Origin of the sequence: Alteromonas macleodii ATCC 27126 (assembly GCF_000172635.2) — a bacterium.
Classification (GTDB): Bacteria; Pseudomonadota; Gammaproteobacteria; order Enterobacterales; family Alteromonadaceae; genus Alteromonas; species Alteromonas macleodii.
Map to the genome: position 1 here is coordinate 3,898,251 of NC_018632.1, position 24,617 is coordinate 3,922,867.

Annotated in this window: 18 protein-coding genes; 6 read left to right on the forward strand and 12 right to left on the reverse strand. The window is 39.7% G+C overall.

Annotation, left to right across the window (positions count from 1 at the left end):
• Positions 1-220: 220 nt before the first annotated feature.
• The 6 genes from MASE_RS16625 to MASE_RS16650 all read left to right on the forward strand — a co-directional run bounded on the left by MASE_RS16625 (position 221) and on the right by MASE_RS16650 (position 9,441).
• The gene (locus MASE_RS16625) at positions 221-1,957 is read left to right on the forward strand and encodes a patatin-like phospholipase family protein (RefSeq protein WP_014950872.1); all 1,737 of its coding nucleotides are present in this window, start codon (positions 221-223) and stop codon (positions 1,955-1,957) included.
• 116 nt (positions 1,958-2,073) lie between these two features.
• Positions 2,074-5,121 carry a hypothetical protein gene (locus MASE_RS16630; protein WP_014950873.1) on the forward strand — a complete coding sequence of 1,016 codons (3,048 nt, stop codon included), beginning with the start codon at positions 2,074-2,076 and terminating at the stop codon, positions 5,119-5,121.
• Between the two features lie 22 nt (positions 5,122-5,143).
• Positions 5,144-5,800, forward strand: a complete 657-nt coding sequence (locus MASE_RS16635) for a hypothetical protein (protein ID WP_148275230.1) — start codon at positions 5,144-5,146, stop codon at positions 5,798-5,800.
• Complete coding sequence (locus MASE_RS16640; protein ID WP_041693577.1) at positions 5,784-6,437, forward strand: hypothetical protein; 654 nt, start codon at positions 5,784-5,786, stop codon at positions 6,435-6,437. The genes MASE_RS16635 and MASE_RS16640 overlap by 17 nt, the downstream gene beginning before the upstream one ends.
• Before the next feature lie 14 nt (positions 6,438-6,451).
• Entirely contained in the window at positions 6,452-7,240 is a 789-nt protein-coding gene (locus tag MASE_RS16645) for a hypothetical protein (protein ID WP_014950876.1), read from the forward strand.
• A 65-nt stretch (positions 7,241-7,305) separates the two neighbouring features.
• Positions 7,306-9,441 carry a sulfotransferase family protein gene (locus tag MASE_RS16650; RefSeq protein ID WP_014950877.1) on the forward strand — a complete coding sequence of 712 codons (2,136 nt, stop codon included), beginning with the start codon at positions 7,306-7,308 and terminating at the stop codon, positions 9,439-9,441.
• A gap of 72 nt (positions 9,442-9,513) precedes the next feature.
• On the opposite strand, the gene gmd is transcribed toward MASE_RS16650, so the two are convergent.
• From gmd to MASE_RS16710, 12 genes are all read right to left on the reverse strand, one after another.
• Positions 9,514-10,629, reverse strand: a complete 1,116-nt coding sequence (gene gmd / locus MASE_RS16655) for a GDP-mannose 4,6-dehydratase (protein ID WP_014950878.1) — start codon at positions 10,627-10,629, stop codon at positions 9,514-9,516.
• Between the two features lie 54 nt (positions 10,630-10,683).
• Positions 10,684-11,538 (reverse strand): 3-deoxy-8-phosphooctulonate synthase, encoded by an 855-nt coding sequence (gene kdsA, locus MASE_RS16660; protein WP_014950879.1) that lies wholly within the window; start codon positions 11,536-11,538, stop codon positions 10,684-10,686.
• A 1-nt stretch (position 11,539) separates the two neighbouring features.
• Entirely contained in the window at positions 11,540-12,304 is a 765-nt protein-coding gene (gene kdsB, locus MASE_RS16665; RefSeq protein WP_041693580.1) for a 3-deoxy-manno-octulosonate cytidylyltransferase, read from the reverse strand.
• Positions 12,294-13,073 carry an HAD family hydrolase gene (locus tag MASE_RS16670; protein ID WP_014950881.1) on the reverse strand — a complete coding sequence of 260 codons (780 nt, stop codon included), beginning with the start codon at positions 13,071-13,073 and terminating at the stop codon, positions 12,294-12,296. The genes kdsB and MASE_RS16670 overlap by 11 nt, the downstream gene beginning before the upstream one ends.
• Positions 13,057-14,031: a KpsF/GutQ family sugar-phosphate isomerase gene (locus MASE_RS16675; RefSeq protein WP_014950882.1), complete on the reverse strand. Its 975-nt coding sequence runs from the start codon at positions 14,029-14,031 to the stop codon at positions 13,057-13,059. Before MASE_RS16675 ends, MASE_RS16670 begins: the two co-directional genes overlap by 17 nt.
• On the reverse strand, positions 14,028-16,577 hold the full coding sequence (locus MASE_RS19845; protein WP_014950883.1) for a capsular polysaccharide export protein, LipB/KpsS family: 2,550 nt from the start codon (positions 16,575-16,577) through the stop codon (positions 14,028-14,030). The genes MASE_RS16675 and MASE_RS19845 overlap by 4 nt, the downstream gene beginning before the upstream one ends.
• Positions 16,578-16,801: 224 nt before the next feature.
• Complete coding sequence (locus tag MASE_RS16685) at positions 16,802-17,743, reverse strand: sulfotransferase family protein (protein WP_014950884.1); 942 nt, start codon at positions 17,741-17,743, stop codon at positions 16,802-16,804.
• Positions 17,744-17,747: 4 nt separating this feature from the next.
• Positions 17,748-18,782, reverse strand: a complete 1,035-nt coding sequence (locus MASE_RS16690; protein WP_148275231.1) for a hypothetical protein — start codon at positions 18,780-18,782, stop codon at positions 17,748-17,750.
• Positions 18,783-19,044: 262 nt separating this feature from the next.
• Positions 19,045-21,531, reverse strand: a complete 2,487-nt coding sequence (locus MASE_RS16695; protein WP_014950886.1) for a coiled-coil domain-containing protein — start codon at positions 21,529-21,531, stop codon at positions 19,045-19,047.
• Complete coding sequence (locus MASE_RS16700) at positions 21,532-23,085, reverse strand: glycosyltransferase family 32 protein (protein ID WP_014950887.1); 1,554 nt, start codon at positions 23,083-23,085, stop codon at positions 21,532-21,534.
• Complete coding sequence (locus MASE_RS16705; protein ID WP_014950888.1) at positions 23,075-23,944, reverse strand: WcbI family polysaccharide biosynthesis putative acetyltransferase; 870 nt, start codon at positions 23,942-23,944, stop codon at positions 23,075-23,077. The genes MASE_RS16700 and MASE_RS16705 overlap by 11 nt, the downstream gene beginning before the upstream one ends.
• Before the next feature lie 103 nt (positions 23,945-24,047).
• Complete coding sequence (locus MASE_RS16710; RefSeq protein ID WP_014950889.1) at positions 24,048-24,530, reverse strand: hypothetical protein; 483 nt, start codon at positions 24,528-24,530, stop codon at positions 24,048-24,050.
• Positions 24,531-24,617 lie beyond the last annotated feature (87 nt).

A 24,617-nucleotide genomic window follows, 5' to 3' on the forward strand; every position in this document is an offset into this window, starting at 1 on the left:
ACAGTCTTAGTTTAAACAAAGTATCTTTTGGGTATATATGTCTATACGTACGTATAACACTCCCATTGAACCCTAATTTCTTCCCCCACAAAAACTGTTTGATTTTTGATCAATTTGCTTTTATATTTTTTGTGCTAACACGAAACACAACTCTTCTAAACAAGGGTCTGTAGTCTAGCTTGCTAAGTGATTCAAAGGGATTCGAATTCGGAGCTAAATCATGACTTACCGCATAGCATTCGCTATTTCAGGGGCTGTCAGCTTAGGTTCTTATGAAGCAGGCACAATATACGAAATTATAAATGCACTTTCAGAGCATAATAAAAACCTTCCAGAAAATTCAAACGATCGTATAGAGATAGACGTACTTAGCGGCGCTTCGGCTGGTGGGATGACCGCAGCGCTTATTGCCCATAAGCTACTGCACGATCCCGTGATGTTAGCCGGCAAAACGAGTAATGCAGCATACAAGGCATGGGTCGAGAAAGTAGATATTCAGGGCTTACTTTCTCATCACGACGATGATTTCCCTAAAACCTCACTTCTTTCCTCTAACTTTGTAGGCAAAATAGCGGAAGACTTGATCACAAACAGACACAAGAACAACGAAATACCAGAACCTGGCCCACATAATACGGCAGCAAAGAAAATCCATCTTGGTTTAGCCATGTCGAATTTAAATGGCGTTGATTACAAGCTTGACGTATTTTCCACATCTGAAGAGGGGTTGGACCAAGGTAAGTTTATACAAACACGCTTTCAAGACCGAGTAACCGAAGAGCTAACCAACGAGTACAAAGCAAAACAATGGGAAGATATCATTACAGCATGCAGAGGCTGCGGCGCATTTCCCTTTGCTTTTTCACCAATGAAGTTAGCAAGAAACTGGATTCGCCATAAGCATGATTACGCAAGTAGAGGCGCCTCTCCTTTCAATAACGGCAGTAAAGATGAAAACTTTTACTACATGGACGGAGGTGCATTCAACAACTATCCCTTAGGGCTGGCCAGAACGCTGACTAGGAAAATTGATAGTACTCCAGAAGACTTTGAAAAACGATATTACTTTTACATTTCACCAAACCCGAAAAACTCTGTGCGCGACGCAAATTTTAAAGTGGATGCCACCTCTGGTATGAAAGATACCGCTTTGCAAATGGCAAAAAGCATTTTTTGGCAGGGGCGCTTTCAAGAATGGATGCAAGTTGAAACGGTAAACGAAAAAGTAAAACAGCTGGATGAACGCGCCGAAGAATTACTACAAGTATTAAGCAATAATCCCGGCCAACTACAAATGCATAGCGCAGCTTATGACTCACTTTTACATGCGCTTTACGGCCCCTCATCATGTACCAATGATTTCCAGCGTTTAGAAAAAGCGTTCTGCACAACACCGCAACTTCAGCAGCTGTCACCCTTACTAAAAGACACATGGATTAAAGGTATTGTGATAATGGAAAAGTCAGGCGGCTTAGAAAACCGCGAGAGCATGAAGGTGTATACCATCACAACCACTAACGAAGATTTAGCAAGTGAGCATCTAGCGGGATTTTTGGGCTTTTTAGACAAGCGCCTGCGCGAACACGACTACCTGTTAGGCCGTATAAGAGGCATGCAGGTTGTAGAGCACATATTAAATCATAAAGATAATGCCAGTGCTTTGGGAAACCATTTACCGCTTAATGTAAGTAGTCGCGCTGCGCGCATTAGTGAAGCAACAACGCAGTTATTAGCGATGGATCTTTCTGACGTGAAAATGAAAGACGTGAATTATGAAAACCGCCAAGCCCTTTATAACAGAGTTAGAGAGCGCATGAAGCAATGGCTTAAAGACGAGAATGTTAGTTGGATCAAAACCCAAGGGATAATGCTTGCCAGCAAGTCGTATTTAAAGAATTCATTCGAAATAGAAAAGCAAAAGTTGCTAGGCATAACAATGCCCGCTTGGTACCGCTAGAAAGCAGATTTAATACAAGAAGCGATATAGAAGTAGAAGTAGAAGTAGAAGTAGAAGTAGAAGTAAATGATGAAAAAATAACTCAACAATTGCCATTGGCTTAAAGGGAATTAACCATGAAACTACTACCTTCACTCGAGCGCGCTGTACCCAAAGAGCACCTTGCCCCAGCTGCTTTACACGACCTAATTACTAGTTTACAAAATATAAAAATTGCTATTGAAAGCAGTGTTTCAAATGAGCAGAAAGCTAAATTAGACAACCTTGATAACATTATCAATAAGCTAACGCAGTTAGGTGATGACCCCAGCATTGACGATATCCCCACTGCCGCTAAAACAATTATTGAGAATGCCGTTGCACTATTCCCCGACGACAAACAACAAGAAATATTAGAATCACAGGTATACAAAAAAACATTCAAGCTACTTGATCAATGGGAACAAATTAGCGCGCCGATTAGTTCACAGACCGACGGTTTTAATAGAAACATTGAGTTTGATAAAGACTACGACACAAAATTTAATGATTTTCAGATAGGTCTTCGGGTTGGTGCTATTGGCATTTATAACATCAACGTACTTACCACAAAACAAGCGCAAAAACTGCTTAAACTTGAGGTGGCTGATACAGAATGCCTTGTAAACCAAACGCTTTCCGCGGCCTATGAAGTAAATGCTTCGGCGGCTGGCGCGATAAAATTTATCAATATTAGTGCAAGCTTAGCGAAAGCTGGCGAATTGAAATTAGACACCTTTTTTCAAGTAAAAAACAACATACCCACATATCGCGCATTATGGGCAATGTTTAAAACCCCTGTCGTACCATGGAGCTTAAAATCTGTAAATACACTACTTACAGTACCAAATGGCGGCACTAGCCTTGGTTATCGCGCATGTGCATTAAAAACAGGTACGTCTTTTACCATTCAAGGTGAAGTGGGTGTCGGTAAGTCATTGGTTACTCAAACTGATTTGAAAGGAAATGTAATAGACATAGACTTTTCTACCGAAATAAGTGCATCTCACCAACACACTATAACAGGCGATGTAAGCATGTTTGTTACTAAACACGCTAGCAGCGGCAAACCATTACTAAAGATAACGATCGAAGAGGCAGACGAACGCACTAACGCACTAAATTTAGCGCTACAGGCGCAAATTAAAGGGCTGGACAAACTAGCTGGGCAATACGTTGAAATGCTGCTTTCTAAAGGCAACAAAATAGTACAGTGGTTAGAAGAAAACAGCTCTCCCGGCGCTGCGTTACTAGAAAGTTTAGATAGTAATGTAAATAAAGATAAGTGGTACAAGCCTATCGCTAGTTTAGCTCTTGGCCAAGAAAGTGTTGATGACGCGGTAGAAAGCCTTATCGGCAACGAACTTCAGAATGTCATTGACCGCATACCACTTTCAAGTGAAGACGATGCGGAAGAACTGGCCAACAAAGTGGTAACAAAATTATTAGATATATTTGGTGCTAGTGATAGCACTGCTATAGAAAGCTACAGAGAGGCGGCTGAGCAGGCACTTCAAGATGAACTAGCGAAGCTCCAGCAGCATATACGTCAACAAGCCGATAGATTTAAGGAATTGATAGAGAGCGAAGCTAAAGACGTACTTAAGCCAGTAGAGGCATTAGGCAAAGAAGTAAAACAAGCTGTTACGCAATTCGATGACAATATTGAGAAAAACTTTAATAAGATCATTTCAAAATACCGTGAATTTAAAGAAAAAATCACTTCTGCATTAGAAAAATCAGCCAACATTAAGCTGGGGTTAGCCTATGACGATTTAAGAAAACGTTCTACGTCGCTATCTCATAGCTTGGAGTTATTGCTAGAGGCGCCAGAGTCTTCCGATGTTCAAACCTTTTATAGAAGCTTAGCCATTGGTGACGATAAAAAAGTAGCGAGTATGCTACCTACGCTGTTAAATACCGGCAAAGTTAAAGTACTAGCCGAGTCTACCGCCATTGAAACAATGCGAAATAATACGACAACGTTAGGTTTAAGTATTATTGGTAAAAACATCACCTCTGTGAAGGATGTGTTGTCACAACTAAACGTTAAAGTTGATACCAGCGGTAATTTGTACGTTAAACAAGAATACAAAGTTACCGCAACTGCCAGTGGGCTTGGTGAAACGCGAGAAGCCGTACTTAATCTTACTTATGGTATTGCACAAGCGTCGCAAAACCCGGACTTCGTAGGCAGCGTGGGCTTTAGTTACACAAACAAAGATTCAAAGCTCCACTCTGTAAACGAAATTTCTGAGTTTCTACATTCATTAGATTTCAGCAACAATCCGCACTTTAATAACCTGCCAAACGATGTGTCGGTGCCCACTCTTATACCTGCATATCGAAAAAATACGGCGATTGCAGAATTCAACAAGATAGTTAAGCAAGCCCCTACCCAATTCACCACTAGCGAAATATGTATTAGCTTGCGAGCTAGCAAACAAACCTACCGAAAGCTGCTGGGCTTGAATGGTTACAACCTATTTAACAATGCCATGACCTACTTAATTTACTTAACAAAAAGAGACGATTTTTACCAAGAAGCCATGGAGGACATTGTAGAAATTTATGAAGAACTTGACCCCAAATATGCCGACTACAATGAACTATTTTCGCTTCTACTTGGTTCACCAAACAGTACCAATATAAGTTTAAACACAATAAAGAATGATTTAAGAGATTTAGACAGCTTCAAAAAGCTTATGAAGCGGAAATCGAAACTACCGTATAAAAATGAAAAAATTTTTTGGCTTAGAGTTAATTCAAAATTTGAAAAATACGCAGAAATGGCGGGCGCACTTAGACGCTTACCTACCACACTAAATGCGATAGAAACCGCAGTAGATAATTTCAGCGTAACAACACAACAAAAAGCAGATTTGGAAAAATTAAACGCCACATTAAAGGGGTTGAACAAAAAATTCCAACGCGGGCTAGACGATTGGGTAGAAGTAGAAGGCATAGTTAAAAACGCCATTGACGACCTGTACTCAAAGTTCGGCTGGGCAAAATCGAGCGTTAACTTGCGGCTATTGAGCTTTCTTTTGTTACTTCAGGAAACCGTAGGTGAAGACGAGGAGTTGTTCTTAACCACGATTACGCTTAGCAATGCGAGCGATGAGCGCAGGGTTATTGTGGTTTAGATTTATTAAAGAAGGTCATGACATGAACAAGTTTATTCAATACTTTGCAGTGGCTATATTCGGTATCACAATTCCTGTTTATTTAATGGGTGCAGTTGTTACTAATGTATCGGCCGTTAACCAAGAAATAAGCTATGCGGGAAGCCTAGATTCAACTATTCAGAGCTTTTCCGAAGCAAAAGCCCACCTCGAAACTCCTAATGATTATGCACTTTTAGCTATGTTGAGCGCAGAAAGCGCTAATCAAAAGACCATGATAAACAAACAGATTATGAAAGTAACCGTTGTACAAATAGGCTTTGCGGTAATTTCAATTGGAATGCTGTTTGTTGTTTTAGGCTTTAATGAAGGTGGTGCAGAGGGAGGCGCAAGCAATGGTGTAGTTTCTTTCAATTTCAAGACGGGGTCATCGGGGCTAGCAGCAATAATAGTGGGCGCGGCTATGGCAACTTTGGGTGGGGTATTAAACAACGCTTTTAGCACCGTGCAAGTACCGATGTTTTCTGGCCTCGCTGGAGTACCAGATGTATTGGAAACAGATAAAAGTGTATCTATTGTTGTCGAGGCCTTTAAAGCTTGTGATTCAGCATTTAAAGACTACCAGGGTGAAAATAAAGTAGAGCAAATCAAGCTATGTATGACTCCAAAGTTAAGAAAGGTCTATGCAAATGAAAATTAATTATTTTTCGTTTTTATTCATTATTGCATCCATAGGCTTGCCAAGCACGGTGCTAGCCGAAGTTGATTGCTGGCGAGTATATCTTATCGAACCTGTAGGCCCCCAGAAAAGTGTTCGAACCAACAACGTGTACAGAGATGCTGAAGGTGAATTTATCATTGTATGCGCTAAAACATCATCGTTCGACAAGCCTGTAGTATTTACCGCTGGGGGCGGTGCATCAGGAACGCACAAACAAAAAAGCCAAAGCTTTATTGTTATTGATCAACTTATGCTTCAAGTTGACAGATTGCAAAAAACAAGACTGGAAGATGAGGAAAATAGGGAACCTTGGCTAACACTAACGAGACAGCCTAACCAGAGTGAATATTATATAGCTAAAACCAGAGAATTAGCTAAACAACACATTAAAAGTAAAGAACCTGGCGTAAAGACCCTACTGAGTTCCAATCCACTAGAAATTTCTAAATATTTACTTGAGAAAGAAATAACCGAGGAGATAACTCTGCCACACAAAAACTTATTACCATTACTTCAAGCGCTTAGCCCTCAAAAAGATAATAAAGATATCAGCATTAATATTAAGCAATTTGAAGACATTAATACAACAATTGTAAATATTGACTCGATAGAATGATGGAAATACTGCAAATGACTAAGACTGAAAAAATAAGTATTTCTATATCTTTCGTAGCCATTGTTTTAACTCAATTTAAGCCTCTTCACGAATACCTCAGCTCCTCAAACCTTCAATACGATTTAGGCAGTTATATTAGCTTTAATGAGCAACTGGGTTACCAAAGCCTTGTAGCCAAGTTGAATATAAGTAACTCAGGCGACCAACATGGAAAATTAAACGACATAGTTGTTTTCATCACACACAATCAAAACAAGTTTCAATATCTGGCCAATGTAATTGGTACATATGAACAACAAAACTGGCAGCTAACGCCCTTTAATGGTGTATTCTTACCAGCACAAGAGTATTGGAATAATACTGTTTTAATTAATGACTCTAGACATTTTGCACATGAAAATTTTGTGGAAGAAACTATGCATTGGCAAGAACGGTATTACGCAGAGTTAGGCCGATTTGATGAATACGAACAAGAGCGCTCTATAAGCGACGAGCTCTTTGAAGAATTTCGAATTTGGTACAAAGACAAAATGAGAGCCTTTCCCGTTGGCCATTATCATATGTTATTAATTTTTAAGGAAGATTCCAAAACACAAACTCTCTTATACGAATTTTATATAAGTGCTCAAAAGAAAAGGATGTTTCTTAAAAATATTGAACGTTATAGATATGGGGAGGGTATTGTAGCCCCCTTAAAAACAGGTGCCAATCTTGCCACTACCCTGGCCCTTGTTAGTGACGAAGATACCACAGAACGAATCAAAATTGAGTATAAAAAATACCGTAAGAAAAAAGGAATTTAGATTTGCACTGTGTGATTTAACTCATTAACCTGAGACACATTAAAATTGTCTTAACAAGCACTTAAATGTCTAACTCACCAGTTCTTATTCTTACGGGCTTTCACCGAAGTGACACCTCGGCCTGCGGTAACTTACTATCCAACGCAGGGCTTAATTTAGGTAACGAGCTTATTAAGCCTCATATTGCTAATCGGAAAGGTTATTTTGAAGATATGCCCGCCGTACAAATGCATGAGAGTTGGCTTAATGAGAATAATACAAATTGGCAATATTGCGGTGAAAGCGACCTTAATTTAAGTGAAGAACATATTACTTCGCTCAAAGGTTATGTTGCTAAAAGAGATGCTATTGGCACCGCTTGGGGCATTAAAGATCCGCGTTTGAGCCTATTTCTGCCTGCCTACCAAAAGCATCTAGGTGAGCGAGCTCGCTTTCTGTTCATTATTCGTCCGTGGCAAAGCTGCATAGAATCTTTACATCATCGCCACAGCAGAGAAATAGCATTATTAACTAACCGTTCTAAAGGGGTCCTGAATGATAGGTTCTGGCATAAGCCAAATCTAGCAGCAAAGATGTGGCTAGCCTATAACTCTCACATTTTATCTTTCATAAAGAGTAACCCTAAACAATGTTTGCTGGTAACCCAAAAGGCACTTTTCAATGGTGCACCGGTTCTTAGTAGTTTAAATAAACTTGGCAACTTCAATTTAGATGAAAACACATCATTACCCTTTACGCACTCTTTGATTAACGACAAAGCTAACCTGAACGTTAGTTTTGTCACTGAGCCCAGCCTTAGAAAAGAACTAGACGATACATGGAAAACGCTACTCGATTTTGCAGATTATAGAGAAGAAAATGAAAGTGTATCCTGGGAAAAAGCCACTAATCCGTCGGTGTCGTTAAACCTTTTGTTTGGTAAAAAAGAGCTAACAAACGTAACTCATAAAGGTGAGGACAAGAAAATACAGAGACTCGTTAATTTATATAAAGACGACGGGGGAGAAGAGCAATACTATAATACCTATGGAAACTTACTGAGTAATCAGAATTTAGATACGCTACTTGATCACTACCGTGCCATTGTAAACAACTGCGCAATCACGCGCCTAAAATTAGATTTAGCATCAAGAATCATAAAACACCTTGAAAAGGCAAACATCTTATTAGTTGGTAGTGACTGTAGCACGAGGCTTTTGCACGTTTCCCCCATTGAGAGCCAGCAGACAAGGCTATTTCCGAAGAATTTAGGGGCAGATAAGTATGTTCTTACGGGTATAGCAAAAAAATGTGATTGGGTGGTGTTGTCTGATACACAATCGCCCAAAGCTCATTTAATAAAAAACTTGCCTGGTAACTATCCTAAAACCATTTTTCTGAGCTTACGCGCTCCATTTGATGCGATAAAGTTTTTTCATGATACTGTACTACCTCAACTAACAACGCCATTTGTTTTAATTTCAGGCTCAGAAGATGTGACTATCCCAGAGCAACGAGACAAACGTTGGCGCGAATACAATAATGACGAAGAGCGTTGTATACAGGAAATTATCCAGCACCCACAATTACTTCACTGGTACGCTGAGAACTTAAGTTCTAGTGAGTTCCCAAACTTATCACCCATACCTTTAGGCTTGGTTTATCCAAACTCTGAAACCTTGCCTTCTTTACCACTACAATCTGTACCTACGCTTTCTCAGCGTTCTAAGTCAGTTTTGTGCGCTCATAGAATTCGTGAAGGGAAGCAATGGGAAATAAGAAAACAAGTTAGTGACTTAGCCAGTGGACAATGGAAAGATCACTGCACCGTGTTAGCAGACGAAGTTTCCGAGTCTCACTTTTTCGAACTGTGCAGAACCCACAAGTTTGTAATATGCGTGGAAGGAGGTGGTTTCGACCCGTCGCCCAAGGCGTGGCATGCGTTACTAAATGGAGCCATTCCTATTGTGAAAAGCTCTGCATTAAACGCCTGTTACGCTCGGCTTCCTGTTGTTTTTGTGGATGATTGGACGAAAGAAACAATAAGCGAAGCAAATTTGGCAAAATGGGAATCTGAATTTGCCCCATTCTTTAATGAACCTGATATGCGTTATGAGGTTTTACAAAAGCTGGGGCTGCAATTCTGGTGGAATAAAATTTTAGATAAATTACCTACACTAGACACAGATAAGTTGCTGGAAACAACCAACCCAACTGCCTGAAATATTCATAAAAAAGAGCACGCTAGCAGTGCTAGTGCGCTCTTTTATTCCTCAAAACCTCGTTGAAGTGTATTATTCTTTCGCTACAGCAACTGAATAACCATGCTTCTTCAATAGCGCATGCTGCTTGGCTTTACCAAGGTCGTGTGCCACCATCTCGGCACACATTTCCTCAACGGTAATTTCTGGTACCCAACCTAGCTTTTCTTTTGCCTTTGTAGGGTCGCCTAGCAGTGTTTCTACCTCTGCTGGGCGGAAGTAGCGTGGGTCAACTTCAACAATAACATCACCCACTTTCACACCCGGTGCAGTTTCGTTATCTACAGCTGTTACCGTTGCTACTTCCTTTACACCTTCGCCGCTGAATTCAACAGTAATACCCGCTTCTTTTGCTGACATACGTACAAATTCACGAACCGAAATTTGCTTGCCTGTAGCAATAACAAAATCTTCAGGCTTGTCTTGTTGCAACATCATCCACTGCATACGTACGTAGTCTTTGGCATGGCCCCAGTCACGAAGTGCATCCATGTTGCCAAGGTAAAGCTTAGGCTCTAAACCTTGAGCAATATTAGCGATACCACGAGTGATTTTACGGGTAACAAACGTTTCACCGCGGCGTGGAGATTCATGGTTAAACAAAATACCGTTACAAGCATAAATACCGTAAGACTCGCGGTAGTTAACCGCAATCCAGTATGCGTACATTTTTGCTACTGCGTAAGGAGAGCGCGGGTGAAACGGCGTAGTCTCTTTCTGCGGAATTTCTTGAACTTCACCGTAAAGCTCTGAAGTAGACGCTTGGTAGAACTTAGTTTTCTTTTCAAGGCCTAAAAAGCGAATAGCTTCTAGCAAGCGTAGAGTACCCATAGCATCTACATCTGCTGTGTACTCAGGTGCTTCAAAAGATACCGCAACGTGTGACTGGGCACCAAGGTTATACACTTCGTCTGGCTGCACTTCTTGCATAATGCGGATAAGATTTGAAGAATCCGTCAAATCACCATAATGCAAAATGAAGTTAGCGTTTTCTACGTGTGGATCTTCATAAATATGATCAACACGTTCTGTATTAAACAATGAAGCACGACGCTTAATACCGTGTACTTCATATCCCTTTTCTAATAAAAACTCGGCTAAATAAGAGCCGTCCTGGCCGGTTACACCGGTAATAAGTGCTTTTTTCACAGCAAATTCCTATTAATATTTCAATTAATATATTGTTATTTATATATAAGTAGATTATTCAACTTCTACTTTTTCGAAGCTTTTTACAAGGTCATCAACAGCTTTCACTTGAGCCAGAAATTGCTCTAGTTTTGCTAATGGGAACGCTGACGGTCCGTCACAGCGAGCTTTATCAGGATCTGGGTGAGCTTCCATAAACAATCCAGCAAGCCTAACTCCCATACTGGCCAGCGCAAGCTCGACAGTTTGAGCTCTTCTACCACCCGAAGCCGAGCCATTTGGATCTCTGCATTGTAATGAATGGGTAACATCAAAGATAACAGGCGCCCCTTTAGATGCTTCTTTCATCACACTAAAGCCCAGCATATCCACGACTAAATTATCATAACCGTGCGTAACCCCTCTTTCGCATAGTATGATTTTTTCGTTTCCACACTCTACAAATTTTTCTACGATATTCCCAACTTGCCCAGGGCTCAAAAATTGAGGCTTTTTAACGTTGATAACAGCTTGAGTTTTCGCCATTGCTTCGACTAAATCCGTTTGCCTCGCCAAAAATGCTGGTAGCTGAATGACATCTACTACTTCAGCTACAGGCTGTGCTTGATATATTTCATGCACATCAGTAATTATTTTAACGCCAAAAGTACTTTTGATTTCCTCGAAAATCTTTAGCCCAGCGTCCATACCAGGCCCTCTATACGAATGTACAGACGAACGATTGGCTTTATCAAACGATGCTTTAAAAACAAAAGGTATATTTAGTTTTTGCGTAACTTCCACGTACTTTTCGCATATCGAAAGAGCCAAATCCCTAGACTCAAGAACATTCATCCCACCGAACAAAACAAAAGGGAGGTCATTTGAAATTTCGATGTTGTCTAAATTAATTGTTTTTTGTTGGTTCATTTTATTCGCTTTCAACTTTTAGTTTACTTCTTAAACGGAAGAGATCTTCCTCCGTATCAATACCATGATGAGGAATCTCTAGTGCGTCTTCAGCGACAATTCTGACGCCATTTGCTAGCGCTCTAAGTTGCTCCAACTTCTCAGTTGCCTCTAGATGATGCTCTTTCATTTCGCTAATATTAAGTAGAGTTCCAACCCTGTATACATACAGTCCTATGTGTCGATAATATTCGCCGCTTGGCATACCAGACACTGAGCCTCTCATTTCATCACGATTAAACGGTATAGGTGCTCTACTAAAATAAACAACTGAAGAATCTTCACCCATTGCTATTTTAACAACATTTGGGTTCATGAGTTCGTCACCATTTAGAATTCGCTGTTTTAGCGTCGCTATACCTGCATTGGGATACCTTTCTAACAAGTCTGCCGCTTGTGTAAGCAACTTCGGCGAAATTAATGGCTCATCACCCTGCAAATTAATGACTATATCTTGCTCAGGAAGCGCCAGTTTACCAACCGCTTCAGCCAACCTATCAGTGCCAGACTGGTGTTTATCTGAGGTCATGATTGCATTAGCACCGTGCTTTACCGCGCAATTAAATATTTCTTCGTTATCAGTAGCTACATGTACCGAACTAGCTAACTTTTTCGCAACTTCTATGGTGTGTGCAATGACCGGCTTTCCATCTAAGTCGAGCATCAACTTTCCAGGAAGACGACTCGAATTATACCTAGCCGGAATAACAATATGCCTATTGGTCATTATATTCCTTATCAATCTTTGAAATGATCGCGGGTAATTCTAGTACACTTTTTATAACAAAATCGGCACTGCCATTTGCGAGCTGTTCTTTAGAACACTCGTTATTTACCCAAACATTTTTTATCCCAACGCTCCTCGCACCTTTAATATCTGCTTCATATGAATCGCCGACATGAATGACTTCTTTACTATTCAAACTAGCCAAACATAATGCCTTTTGAAAGATGCTAGGGTGCGGTTTTTCGTGAGGCTCTTCTCCTCCAATAATTATGTGGTCAACAAAATTTCCCATTTTCACTGCAGATAACTTTGGCGCTTGAGACAATACTGGGCCATTAGTAATTACTATTAGTGAATAGTTTTTTCTCAACTTAATCAATAATTCACCGACACCGGTGAAAAATTTGAAAAACTCCATTCGTTTTTCACTTATTATGTTCAGAAGTTCTGCGCCCTTTTCATATGAACAGCTCATATCAAATCTATCGAATAAATACACAATCAATGAGATGCGAAAATCTCTCTCTTCACTACTTTTTGCGTGTGCTAGGATTGTTCGGTATTCATACTTTTTATAAATGCCGAGAATAAAGCTCTTCGCCCATTCTATTCGTTTGTTTATACAGCCAAAGTAATCAACTAGTAGCGTTTTTTCTATCCAAACCTGTAACTGTCGATCTGCGCCTTTTGTGTCGCACAAGGTTTCGTCCATATCTAGAAAAATAGCTTTAATTGGAGATGTTTTTGGAAAACTATTTTTTGAGGACACCTACTAACTCCTCATTATCAACAACCAATAAAAAACCAATTTTGTGGATGTCCATAAGCGAATAAGCATGTTCCATACTTGCCGAGTGTGAAACGGTGTGCGGCATAACCGATGCTATGTCGTGTGCTTTAATCGAAAAAACATCCGTCCCATAATGTTCCATCGCCCTCCTCAAGTCACCGTCTGTAATAACAGAGTAATCTTTTGTTTTCCCATTGTTAACTATTACAAACCCTAGTTTCCCCTGAGATATAGATGACACTATCTCAGTAAAACTTGATGTAGGGTTTAAAAATGGGATGGGCAATGCCAACATTTCATCTTTGACTTTTGAAAGTAATCTCCTTCCTAAGGAGCCTCCAGGATGAAAACGAGCGAAGTTTTCAGGTGTGAAGCGTCTAAGCTCCATCAAAGCCACAGTTAACGCATCTCCCACTGCCAAAGTAGCCGTTGTAGACGCAGTTGGTGCAAGTTGGTGAGGACAAGCTTCTTCGGGTACTGCAATTTCAATAGTAGCCCAAGAATTTAGGCCTAATGTTGAATTTTTATTCTTCGTAATAGCGATAACGCAATTGCCGTTATCTCGTAGAAACGGAAGCAGTTTGAGTAGTTCTTCGGTTTCACCAGAATTGGATATTGCGACAAAAATGTCACTCGGGTGAACCATTCCTAAGTCACCGTGGAATGCTTCACCGGGGTGCATAGAAAAACTTGGAGTTCCAGTACTAGCCAGAGATGCAGCAATCTTTTTTCCAATGATTCCTGACTTCCCCATGCCACAAATTATAACTCTCCCTTGAGAATTAACTATTTTATATACACTTTTAACAAACGACTCACCTAGCTTGTTTCGAACGCTTGTCAATCCGTTTATTTCTATATCAATAACTCGTGAAGCCGTATTTAGTATTTTTTCGCTGTTTAATTCTTCTGTTTTTGAAACATCCTTTTTTTTCATCGTTGTTTTCCTGTCACAATTCCATCTTCGTTTTTCAAAGAAATAAACATATTTAACAAGTCAGTGACAACTGTTTTTACTTCAAAATGCTCTTTCGCAAACTCTGCTCCTTCCAAGCCTATGGCTTGTAGTTTATTACGACTTAGGTAGGGTAGAATAGCATCCGCCCAAGCCGAAGCATCATCTCCCTCCGTGAGAAGGCCGTTTACGCCATGTTTCAACGACTCACCAAAACCATAATTTACAGTAAGAACCGCTTTCCGCATGAACATCGCCTTAACAAGACGTGAAGGTAACCTATATTTATTAAAACTATCATGAATTCCAGGTGAGCAAACTATATCGCATGCTAATAAAAAGTCGGTATACTCATTGTCATCTGGCGACCCTAGGTCGACATAGTTGATATTTGAATCTAATATCTCTTTAGAGACATTCGGAACGTCAATATTACTTCTTCCTGATACGGTGACTAATTGAAGCGGTACTCCGGCTTTTGCAATGTGATTTAGCGCATCCAAGAATATAAAATACTCTTTCGAATAATCGTAAATCGTACCACCTAAAAACAGTGTTATATCTTTTGTATTCAGTAGATACTTTGAATACAGATCCTGCTTTTTCTGCTCACTTAAAACCATGTTGCTATACTTTTTACCCTCAGTAACTGGAGGTAAAACAAATGTAGGCTTTGCAAATTGTTTTTCCAAACGTTCTGCGAATGGGTACCAAATTGCAGTATTAAAACATGACAAATGATAGCAGAGAGATCTCAAAACAGGCTCTACCCAACGGTCGTAGCTAGGATCGGAGAGCACCTTAAGCGTATATTGCCAATCATTGAGACTAAAGAATTCCTTTAGGTCGGCAAATTTAGGGTGTTTTTTGTCTAATGAAGTCAGACAATCAATATTTGGTGAAGGATGTCTTTCCATAAAAACTTGTACATCATCGTCTTCAGACTGTAATGCCAGTTTTGCTCCTGTAGCGACGACCAGTTCTAAAGCTGCTCTTTGAGCTTTGCTTCTTACACCATTTTCGTAGACAAAATCGGGGGCAAAGTCTATTACTTTTTCGCGAATATTTGGGCTAAGTAGTATTCCTTCAAATTTTAGAGCTAACCACTGTATTCCAGAATACTCTTTATCTACGTTTCCTTCCGCCAGAATCATTACGTTAGCCCCTAAACGATTTAGGTGCCAAGCAACTTCTTGAATGTATCTCCCTGTGGCGCTGAACCTTCCTGAAGGCAGAACAAACAAAATATTTACGCTTTTTACTTCCTTGGGTGCATGAATAGTCTGGTCACTAGGAATAGGCATCTTAGAGTTTATACCTTCACCAGCTTTCAAACGTTTGCAGGCGAAATAGTCAATAACATCTTCCAAGTTACATAAGCCTGCTTTTGGAGAGAAATATGAGGAATATAATATATAAAAAACATAAAATACCTCTTCAAGGCTTCTGTTATTAGTTCGGCGACCGAAATCCACGTGATCGACCGTTAAACCCCAGTGTGAATAAAAAGATACACCAAAAGTGTGAACGGTTTTTCCTGCCATTAAAGCTTCAAAGCCGAACTGCGATACACACACATAAACTTCATCGCATTCCTTTAAAAGGGAATAAGGATTAATATCAAAGTCAATTACTGTGAAATTTTCAGGGAGTTTTTTAGGCAGCGCTTTTGATAGAGCCGATTCTTTCCCTCCAGTGAGCGCATCTGGGTGAAGCTTTAAGAGAACCTGACAATCTTTTTCTTCAAGTGCTTTTTCAACCATCATTTCGAAATTTCGTTGACTTGCTAGACCCATTTCTATTGACTTGTCACCAAATCGTTGGTCAACGAGAAGAATTTTTTTCTTTTCTTTCTTTAGGTCTATCCGAGTATTTAAATCTAAATAAGGAGCATGGTTATACTTTGTTACTCCATTTTCGACTATAGAAGTAATATTTCGTTTCGCCCTTTCGATTTGCTGATTGGTAAAAATAAACTCTCGATCATTTAATAGTTTTTCCATGTCTGATGCACGAGTAGCATCATAGTACATGACTTCTGGACAGATGATTAATGACATTTGTGGAGATTCTTTGAGCGCAATATCCTCTGAGCTAATGAAACCGTACTCTAAGCGCATGATTCGCTTTTGATAATCTGTCGCTAAATCTAAATTTCCATTTTTATAGCGCCGACTATCTTGTCCCCAAACAAAAAAATCATCACACTCCGAATAGTCAGCTTTTGTATCACCAGCAGCAAGGTACTTATCATATCCAAGGATATCAGTAAGATACTTGTTCATTCCGACTAATTTTTTTTCATTCCAAGGCAAACTTGCGCAAAATCTCTTTTCTAAGCCTCTTTTTGTTTTTTTGTTATTGTTTTTTTCAACAATATTGGATAAAGAAATTAAAAAAGGTTGCGAACGCTTGACTAAATCAAAGTCGCCAAGAGAATAGTTTTTCAAAAAAAGTACGTCTGAGACGCTACAGTTTGATGCAGTCAAGTTAGCAAATGACTGCGTGAATTTAAGTGATTTTTTCATGATTAAATAAATAAACTAATTACAGTTAAAAACTTACAAAAATGGGCAATATAATTTTTTCATAAAGAACTCAGCAAATACTTCTAAAAATATCATTTAAAATTTATCAAAAATTCTTTAAAACTTTATATCAAGAGCACTGACTGGCGAAACTTTGTTTCTATAAATTACTTTTCCCTAAGAACGACAACGTACTCAAAAGCCTCTCAAATCCATAATAAAACCTAGTAGTTGAACTTTTCTTTTAAAATTTTATAGTGCCTATCATTTTGCATTTCTTTGCTAAGGTCATTTGATATTTCCCTTCTAGAACGGGGTGATATAGTGTCACTCGAACGGCCGCTATCCCCAGTCACTTTAAAAATATTGAAGGTATCTAGAAAGTTAACCGTAAATGGAAGGTCTAGCGCTTTTGCTATTTTTTGAACGCTGGCTTTAGGGTTTTCTACAAAGTCTTCATACTTAAATATCTGTTCTGGAGTATATTCGCTGATAAATGTGTTCACTCTTTTACAGTATTCCCCAAACCCTTTAGGTTCAAAATGCTCCCAGTTATTGCTTAAAAGAGATAAATAGGAATCGATTGGGTTTCTTAACGTTGCCACTCGTAACACATTAAATTCGCTTGATAGATGCTCCACAACTGAAGATTTTTTTTCAAAACTATCACCAACACAAAAGTCTGAATGCGTATGTTCACGAATAACAAGGTGCCCACCGAGCCTGGAAACATGGTTTTCTGTTGTTTTTATATTATTGATGAATATTTTCCATGCTAAAGCGTCTACATCAGGAACATTCGCGTATCTTGATTGTGTTATAATATCTGCTGGTAAAAACTTCGGCTTGCCTCCTCCCATGTGTAACTTAGAAGTAGGATGTAATTCACTTAAGAGAAATACGTTTGGTAGTGCAGCTACACATTTCGAAACTAACGTACCACCGCTACATGCTAGGTGGTGGATTACTCTTAAAGTGGGCTTTGTATCAAGTCCCCTATCATCAAGGGCTTTTTCACAACGCTCTATTAAGCTCTTTGTTTCATTCAACTGAAGATGGTTTGCTGAAATTATACTTTCGCTATCAGGGTAGACTGATATATTCTTTTTATCTAACAATTTCAATGCATCATCTAATTGACGCTGCATATTTTTTAAATCTTCCATAAGCCTAACCACGATCCTTGGTTGCACTTGCAATTTCAGGAAACCGAGACTCTAGATTGTGGTAAAATACTGACGCCTGCTTTAATTTGTGGTGTAGCTCTGCTATTAGTTTTTGTAAGCCTTTTTCAGTTTCAGCTTTTTCTCTATATTGAAAACGTAATTCATCCAAGTCGGCTTGTAGCTTACTCATCAACTTTGTATTTAGCGCTAATGTTTTAACCGCGTCTTTCTCTTTTATAGAGCTCGCATTATAACTCTCTTTTAAAGTCGTCACGTTGTTTTGAAGAGCAGATATCTGGTTTTCACAATCACTTAGTTTCTTTTCTAATAAACTACTTTTTTCTACTAGTCCTTCGGCCCATTTTTTATTTTCGAGGTGCCAATGCTTATGTTGATCTCTTGACTCGCTTAGCTCTCGGCACTGTTTTTTCAACTCTTCTAGTTCAGAATGCAATTGCGACTTTTCCGCCGCCAATTCTTTTAGCTTTTCTTCACTCCGTCGTTTAACAGTTTGAAGTTGCTCTTGAGCCTGCTGTAATTCCTCGGTACATTTTTTAGTATCGCTTTGTAAGGCTCTTAACTGGCTCTCCAGCTCTGCTTTAATTTCTCTATGCTGTTGCCTTTGGCTAAAGTAGTCCAGTGCTTGCTCAGCATTTACTTTTTTAGTCGCCACGAAATTGGAGTACGGTGGCATAGATTCAGCTAATGCAAGGTAATCTCGCCCACATTCTGTAAACTCTTTTTTAAGCTTTTCTACTGGCTTACTTTCACCAAAAATTGGTTTAAATGAACTTTGAATTACAACATGGGTGAAAGCATTTAATATTTGACCGTTCAAACATTGCTGCTCTGCACCGTTAAGCTGCGAGATCATCAAGCAAGGGCGGCTTTCTGAAATATCAAACTGCTGTAGCAAAGGCTTTAGCTCAATAACTGCGGCATCTTGTTCAGTAAATTCCAGTGCAGGTCGAATACTTTTAATAACATTAGGTGGGAATACAGATGAATAGCCCGGCACATTTGAAACAAAATAGCGCATGCTTTTTTGCTTAGCTTCAAACTCTGGTACGCCGTGCTTTATTAGCATGCTCTCGGGCTTGCCTTTAGCACTATATAGAGCTGTGGCTTTTTCAAAAATTGCTGGTTCTGGCTCTACCAAAACAACCTGTGTTGCTGTTAAAGAAAACAACCAATTAAGCATAGCTTCAGTACGTGCACCAAGAACTAACACGCACTTGGGTTGCATCGACAGCCCTTTCACTATTTGTAATAAATCACTCATAGCCCCTCCTTACGTTCTTTTAGAACTTTGCAGCCATACCTGCTATCAGCTTCTGCCAGTTTTCAAGCGGCTGGTTCACTTTAAGCTTTTTACGGTCCAGCGTATGAAATCTGTCGGCCAGCTTGGTTAGCAATTCTTTTATAAATAGCTTGTCTTCTTCTTTTAAGCTGTCGATTGCAGTTTGCTGTTGCTCATTTAACTGTGCAGGCAAGTCCAAAACTAGTTTTAGCCCCCACTTGTCTTCTGTTGCCGGCGGCCAGGTAGCAAGTGGGGCTTGATTATTTGCAAGCTCTCTGAACTCTATGCTTCCATAGTCGGTGAATGCCTTGTCTTTAATTTGCTTAGCGCCAACCTTAATGTCGAAAGTGGGGTAACTAATGCCGTTTACTTGTAAGTTTTCAATAGAAATAAGCAAATGCTCGTTTGTAGCTCCCACCATGTTTTGCTTTAAGCTTAACTTTTTGAAGTTAAGCGGTTTAGGCGCTTGTTTGGGGGCTAGCTGTTTTAGTGCCGTCGCTAGTTTTACTAGCTTTTCTGGCCATGGGGATAGATCTAAATGTGCTGTAGCATCAGTACGCTGTACATCGCTCTGCTTAAGTTTGGTTTGCAGTTCTTCAATAATACCTACCAGCAACGCATGGTCTAACGCGGGTAATTCTGCCAATGCTTTTTTACCTACATCGGTAAATGGGCTAAGCAACGAAAAGTCACAAACTTTATTGCTACCCGTTTTCACGAATTTTGATAATGGGTAAACACGCTTCTTATCTGGTGCATGTAATTCTATGTCTAGCACACCTTTTCTATCGTTTACTATTATTGAAAACGCGTTCCAATGCTTATCGCCATGCTCCACTTGGGTGAAGCGAGCGGTTATACGCTGCAGGTCTTTTTGATTGGCGCCGCCAGTTAGCGTTACACTTTCGCTTAAAACTAGTTGAGGGAATCGCTCTTCTATCTTGCTCTTGAATTCGGCTAAGGCTTTATTATCCGGCGATTCAGCTTTTAGTTTTTGGTATTCGGTAAAATAAAACTCTAATTCTTCTTGAAGCTGTTTTATTTGTAGCTGTAATAATTCTTGTTCACTCATCGCGTTTTGTAACTCTCTTTGTAGTTCAGGCGAGCGTTTCTCTGTCTGCGCTAGCTTTGTCTCTAAATTCTGAATTAAGGCGTCTTTTGCCTTATTACTCTTTTCAGACTGTGCAAAAGTACTTTCAAGCTCTTCTTGTAACTGGCTTATTTGAAGAATTAATAACGCTTTTTCTTCTTCAAGCTCGGTGATTTTCTTAGCTACAACCTTATTCTGCGCTGAAGCAACTTCTTCTGTCTTTGCTTTTTCTTTCAACTTCTTATTATCTTGTTCGATGCGTTCAAAATCTGTTTTCAGATTTGATAGCGCCAAGAAGGTTGCCTCTAACTCTTCTTGTAGTTGCTGAATTTGAAGCGATAGCAATTCATTTTCTTTCGTTTGCTCAGCTTTTTCGTTTGCTAACTTTTGTTTCTCTGCGCTCACTTGAGTTAGTTTGTTGGTCGCGTCTTTATATTTTTCGTCCAATTCTGCAACCGCAGCTTTGTTACTATTAGCTTCAGCGAATACACTTTCTAACTCTTCTTGCAACTGTTGGATTTGCAATAGTAGTAATTCACTCTCACTTTTCAGTTCGTTATTTTCTGAAGCTAATGCGGCGTTATCTTCTTTTTTAGTGGCAAGCTCCCTCGAAACGTCTTTATATTTAGTTTCGATTTCAGAGAGTGCATTTTTAGTGTTTGAAACCTCTTTTCCCGTTGATTCCATTTCGTTTTGTAAGTTTTCAACTTGCTGTGCTAACTGGGCAATTTTTTCTATTTTTTGAGTCAGCTCTTTTTGAGCAGTTTCTTTTTCACCGTTAGTTGTTTTTAGTGCTTCATTGGCTTTTGCACATTCAGTTTTCGTGCTTTGAATACTTTTATATTGACTTAACCCGTAACAAACAGCATCTACCCAGCTTTGTGATTTGTCGCTGGCACAAAAGCCTTCAAACTGGCGCAGTAACTCTTTCGTTTCTTCATCACTTTGCATTGCGCAGCGAACGGCATTGCTTAAAGCCTGCTGTTCTTTCGATAAGCTTGAAGTAGGTAACAATTGAATAGTGAAATGCTCACCTAATAGATACTGATGCTGTTGCAGTGCTTTAAAATAATTGTTCCAGCTTTTTAGCGCTTCTTTCACATCCGCTTTTGCGGGCAACGTATTTGCAAACGAGGCAACAATAAAATCTTGCGGCGAAATAAGCAGCGCGTCAACGCTTTGGGCAGCTTCTTCGCCTTCTTGGCACATTACAATACTTATGTGCGGTGCTTCTGCACTCACAACTTTTTTTATAACAGCGCCATAGTTAGCAGACTCAGTAGATTCTTCAGCCCAATCTAAGTTTAATGCCAGCGCACCTTGCTTTACGTTTTCAGTTTTCAAACCCACGTACGAAAATAGAAATTCGTTAGGTGCAATACTTAATTTTTGACCCACTTAATTTTCCTTACTGAATTTTTGTACCGCGTAATACCAACGCTCCAGAGAATACGGCAACACTTTACCATTGCGATTTGTTTTATGAAGTGAACTGGCTACTGCATTTAAAAGCTGTGTTTTATTGGGAAGTAATTCAGCGTTATCAAGCTCAACTGATGTTACTGCACTCACTTTATTGTCTGCATGAAGTTTAATGGTGAAAGGCTGGGGCTGTAACTTGCTATCCATCACTACATTACCGCACAGCAACAGTACATTTTCTTCTTGCTCTTTATTTTCAGGTAGCGCCAAGTTTTTAACAACAATATTGCTTTCTTGCTTTTCTGCGCTACTCTCAGTCTCTTTGGTCTTTTCTTCAGTAAAGGTTAGGATAAGCCTTTCAATTGAACTACACCAGTTACTGATACTTCCTACATTTGCATTATCTTTCACAGAAAACTGCTGCTTTGAAAATACGATATGCAGCTGCGTCAGTATTGTTATTAAATCTGCTTGGTCGTTAGATGAAAGCTTATAGAAGGTATTACTTCCCATTTGCTCAGGCATAACCAGCATATAGTCAGTAACGCCGTTATTGCCACTGGAAATAAACTGAGATAGCGGGAAATGTCGGTTTGGCTTAGGTTCGTAAAACTCAACTTCAGCCCTGTTCCCTCGTTTATTAATGATTAGCGGGAAGCTCTCCACAACGCCTGCTGATAAAACGATATTACGAACGTTAACGATCAACCGGCTTACGTCGTCCCGTTCAAAACCACCTGCAATCTCTACTTCGCATTCAACTTCGCTTATTCTCTGGCCACTTGGTACATTGGAGCTAATATCTGCCGGGGTTAAAGGCACATTGTTTTCAGTTACTGATTCAACATTATTTACATCTGGTGTCGTTAACTGCTGCTTATTCTCATCAACATCTGCGTTTAATTCCGAGTTTCCTTTGAACACACTTTGTTTTTCTTGCACTTTCGACCAGTGCTTTTTCTTGTGCTCAAGTTCATTCACAATATCAAAGTACTGCTTAGTTGCTGGCTGTTCTACAACGTTTACGATATCTTCGAACTGTTTGCTTTCTACCATTTGATTAAATGATAGGGGCCCTGTTAACTTCCACACATCGTTACTGTTTCGCGCTTTCAGGTTTTGAATAATGCGATCCCATATCCATTCCAAAGCAGGGTGCCCCGCATTACAGCCTATTGCACCGTTCCAAATACCACCGTGCCACTTTCTTACCAAAAACAGTAAATCATCTGAAAGCAAAGGTTGGATAGGCGCATTGCATCGAGTTCCACAATCTATATAAAAGCCGCCCATTTTTAAGCAATAAGCAACGCGGAAAATATCCGACTGCATTGCAGGCAATGCCGCGCTTTCAAACAGGTTTTTAATTTCAGAGCCGTAGTGCTCTGCTATAAATTGAAGCGCACTGTCATAGCTAAAAAGCTTGTGCTCCATGGAAGGGTTTTGCGCTTTCCATGTGGCTACTAACTTTGAAATATCTTCTGGTAAATTTGGAGTATTCCAGAACTGAACAATAGTATTAGGCTTCATACTTCGCTCTTAAAAATGCGGCATTTTGTTCATAAATGTCATAGAACTGAGAAACCAATTCTTCATTGGTAAATGTGGCTGTTTCACCCAACTCAATATCGGCTCCATTAACGCTGAGTACCCGAGAGCCTTTAGACTCACTTCTACCCGTTTCAACACAATTAATACCTGGTGGCACTAATGGTATTAACTGGTTTAACGGCTCGATACTGGCATCAATACTATCTACATTCCCCGTTGTACCTGAAATATGCTGGCAAATACGCTTGGCGTATTCAATTAGTAACACCGATGAAGGATGATTAAACGTGAAGAACGTTCTCGATTTGCCCCGAGTAGCTTCAATGAAATCAGCAATTTTAATGTCGACTGACGCTTCTCTTGACTTTAACTCATCAAGCGACTTTGCATCTTCTTTGCCGTACTCTTGCTTGTTATAGAAAGGGTCTGACAGCCACCCAACCACTTGTTGTTTACTTATGCCTAGTAACCATCCGTCAAGAATAGTTTTATTGTGATACTCGCCTAGTGGACCTCTTAAAGTCGTGACCTCTGGGTGTCGAATATACATTAAGTCTGGAGTAAACCCGCTAAAATAGAGATTAACGATAGTATGGGTTTTGTCACCATACGACCGCTTTATTTCACTAGTGCGAATAAACTTGCAAGGATAGTTGTCTGATATCAATTGCGTAACAATAACATCGGCTTCATTTAAAGCGTCTCGATACGTTACTTCGTCACTATCTTTCAGAAGATGTACTATTGGGGTAGCTGTTACCTGTATTGTAGGAACAAGCTTTTCAATGTAATCGGCTAGAGGTCTAGCTTGGCAATTACCAATAACAACTAACTTCATACCGCTTTTACCTTACCGAACACTTGCCGCTCAACACGTTGAAAATATCTGTTTAATAACACTGTACAAACCGTCTTTACTTCGTAACCCTGTACCATATCAATTAGTGACGTGGTAAATCATCCATTTTCGTATTTTTTTCTAACGGTTCACCAATATCTTCATACATGTTAGTGTCGTCTAACGAGATATTTCCGGGCATAGTCATATTTGGATCGGGAGCAACGCCAGGAAAAGCTTCGTCTAACAGTTGCTGCGTTTCAGCTTCCGGTGACATATAAGCAACATCCCCTTCTGGGGCCTCGGAAAATTGCATATCTCGCTCTATTTCTGCAATTAACTCGGGGTCGGTTTCTAAGCCAATTTTTTCTGCGTCGATGTTTGCAGGAAATTTCTTAGATTCAGAATGAGTTTTTTCTTGTAATAGCGGAAAGGTAGAATCTTCAGTGCTGCTTAAGTCAGCAGGCGGTGGGGCAATTTCGTTCTCTATACCTAGATTATCATTCTTCTTCGCTGGTGAAACGAAAAACACGACGAAAGAAAAGACAATTACAACAACTATTGCTATAACGCTACTAAGCTTCATCGTTAATTCCTTTTTTACTAATGCTCGTTCATTCAATTGACGAGCAAAATAATACCATTAATCGCGCGGTATAACATCTTTCGTTTT

Coding starts and splice junctions, on each gene's coding strand:
- MASE_RS16630 (WP_014950873.1), top strand. CDS start 2,074: ATGAAACTACTACCTTCACTCGAGCGCGCTGTACCCAAAGAGCACCTT.
- MASE_RS16690 (WP_148275231.1), bottom strand. CDS start 18,782: ATGCGCTATTTTGTTTCAAATGTGCCGGGCTATTCATCTGTATTCCCA.
- MASE_RS16625 (WP_014950872.1), top strand. CDS start 221: ATGACTTACCGCATAGCATTCGCTATTTCAGGGGCTGTCAGCTTAGGT.
- MASE_RS16685 (WP_014950884.1), bottom strand. CDS start 17,743: ATGGAAGATTTAAAAAATATGCAGCGTCAATTAGATGATGCATTGAAA.
- kdsA (WP_014950879.1), bottom strand. CDS start 11,538: ATGAACCAACAAAAAACAATTAATTTAGACAACATCGAAATTTCAAAT.
- MASE_RS16650 (WP_014950877.1), top strand. CDS start 7,306: ATGTCTAACTCACCAGTTCTTATTCTTACGGGCTTTCACCGAAGTGAC.
- MASE_RS19845 (WP_014950883.1), bottom strand. CDS start 16,577: ATGAAAAAATCACTTAAATTCACGCAGTCATTTGCTAACTTGACTGCA.
- MASE_RS16640 (WP_041693577.1), top strand. CDS start 5,784: ATGCAAATGAAAATTAATTATTTTTCGTTTTTATTCATTATTGCATCC.
- MASE_RS16675 (WP_014950882.1), bottom strand. CDS start 14,031: ATGAAAAAAAAGGATGTTTCAAAAACAGAAGAATTAAACAGCGAAAAA.
- MASE_RS16645 (WP_014950876.1), top strand. CDS start 6,452: ATGACTAAGACTGAAAAAATAAGTATTTCTATATCTTTCGTAGCCATT.
- MASE_RS16700 (WP_014950887.1), bottom strand. CDS start 23,085: ATGAAGCCTAATACTATTGTTCAGTTCTGGAATACTCCAAATTTACCA.
- MASE_RS16710 (WP_014950889.1), bottom strand. CDS start 24,530: ATGAAGCTTAGTAGCGTTATAGCAATAGTTGTTGTAATTGTCTTTTCT.
- kdsB (WP_041693580.1), bottom strand. CDS start 12,304: ATGACCAATAGGCATATTGTTATTCCGGCTAGGTATAATTCGAGTCGT.
- MASE_RS16705 (WP_014950888.1), bottom strand. CDS start 23,944: ATGAAGTTAGTTGTTATTGGTAATTGCCAAGCTAGACCTCTAGCCGAT.
- MASE_RS16635 (WP_148275230.1), top strand. CDS start 5,144: ATGAACAAGTTTATTCAATACTTTGCAGTGGCTATATTCGGTATCACA.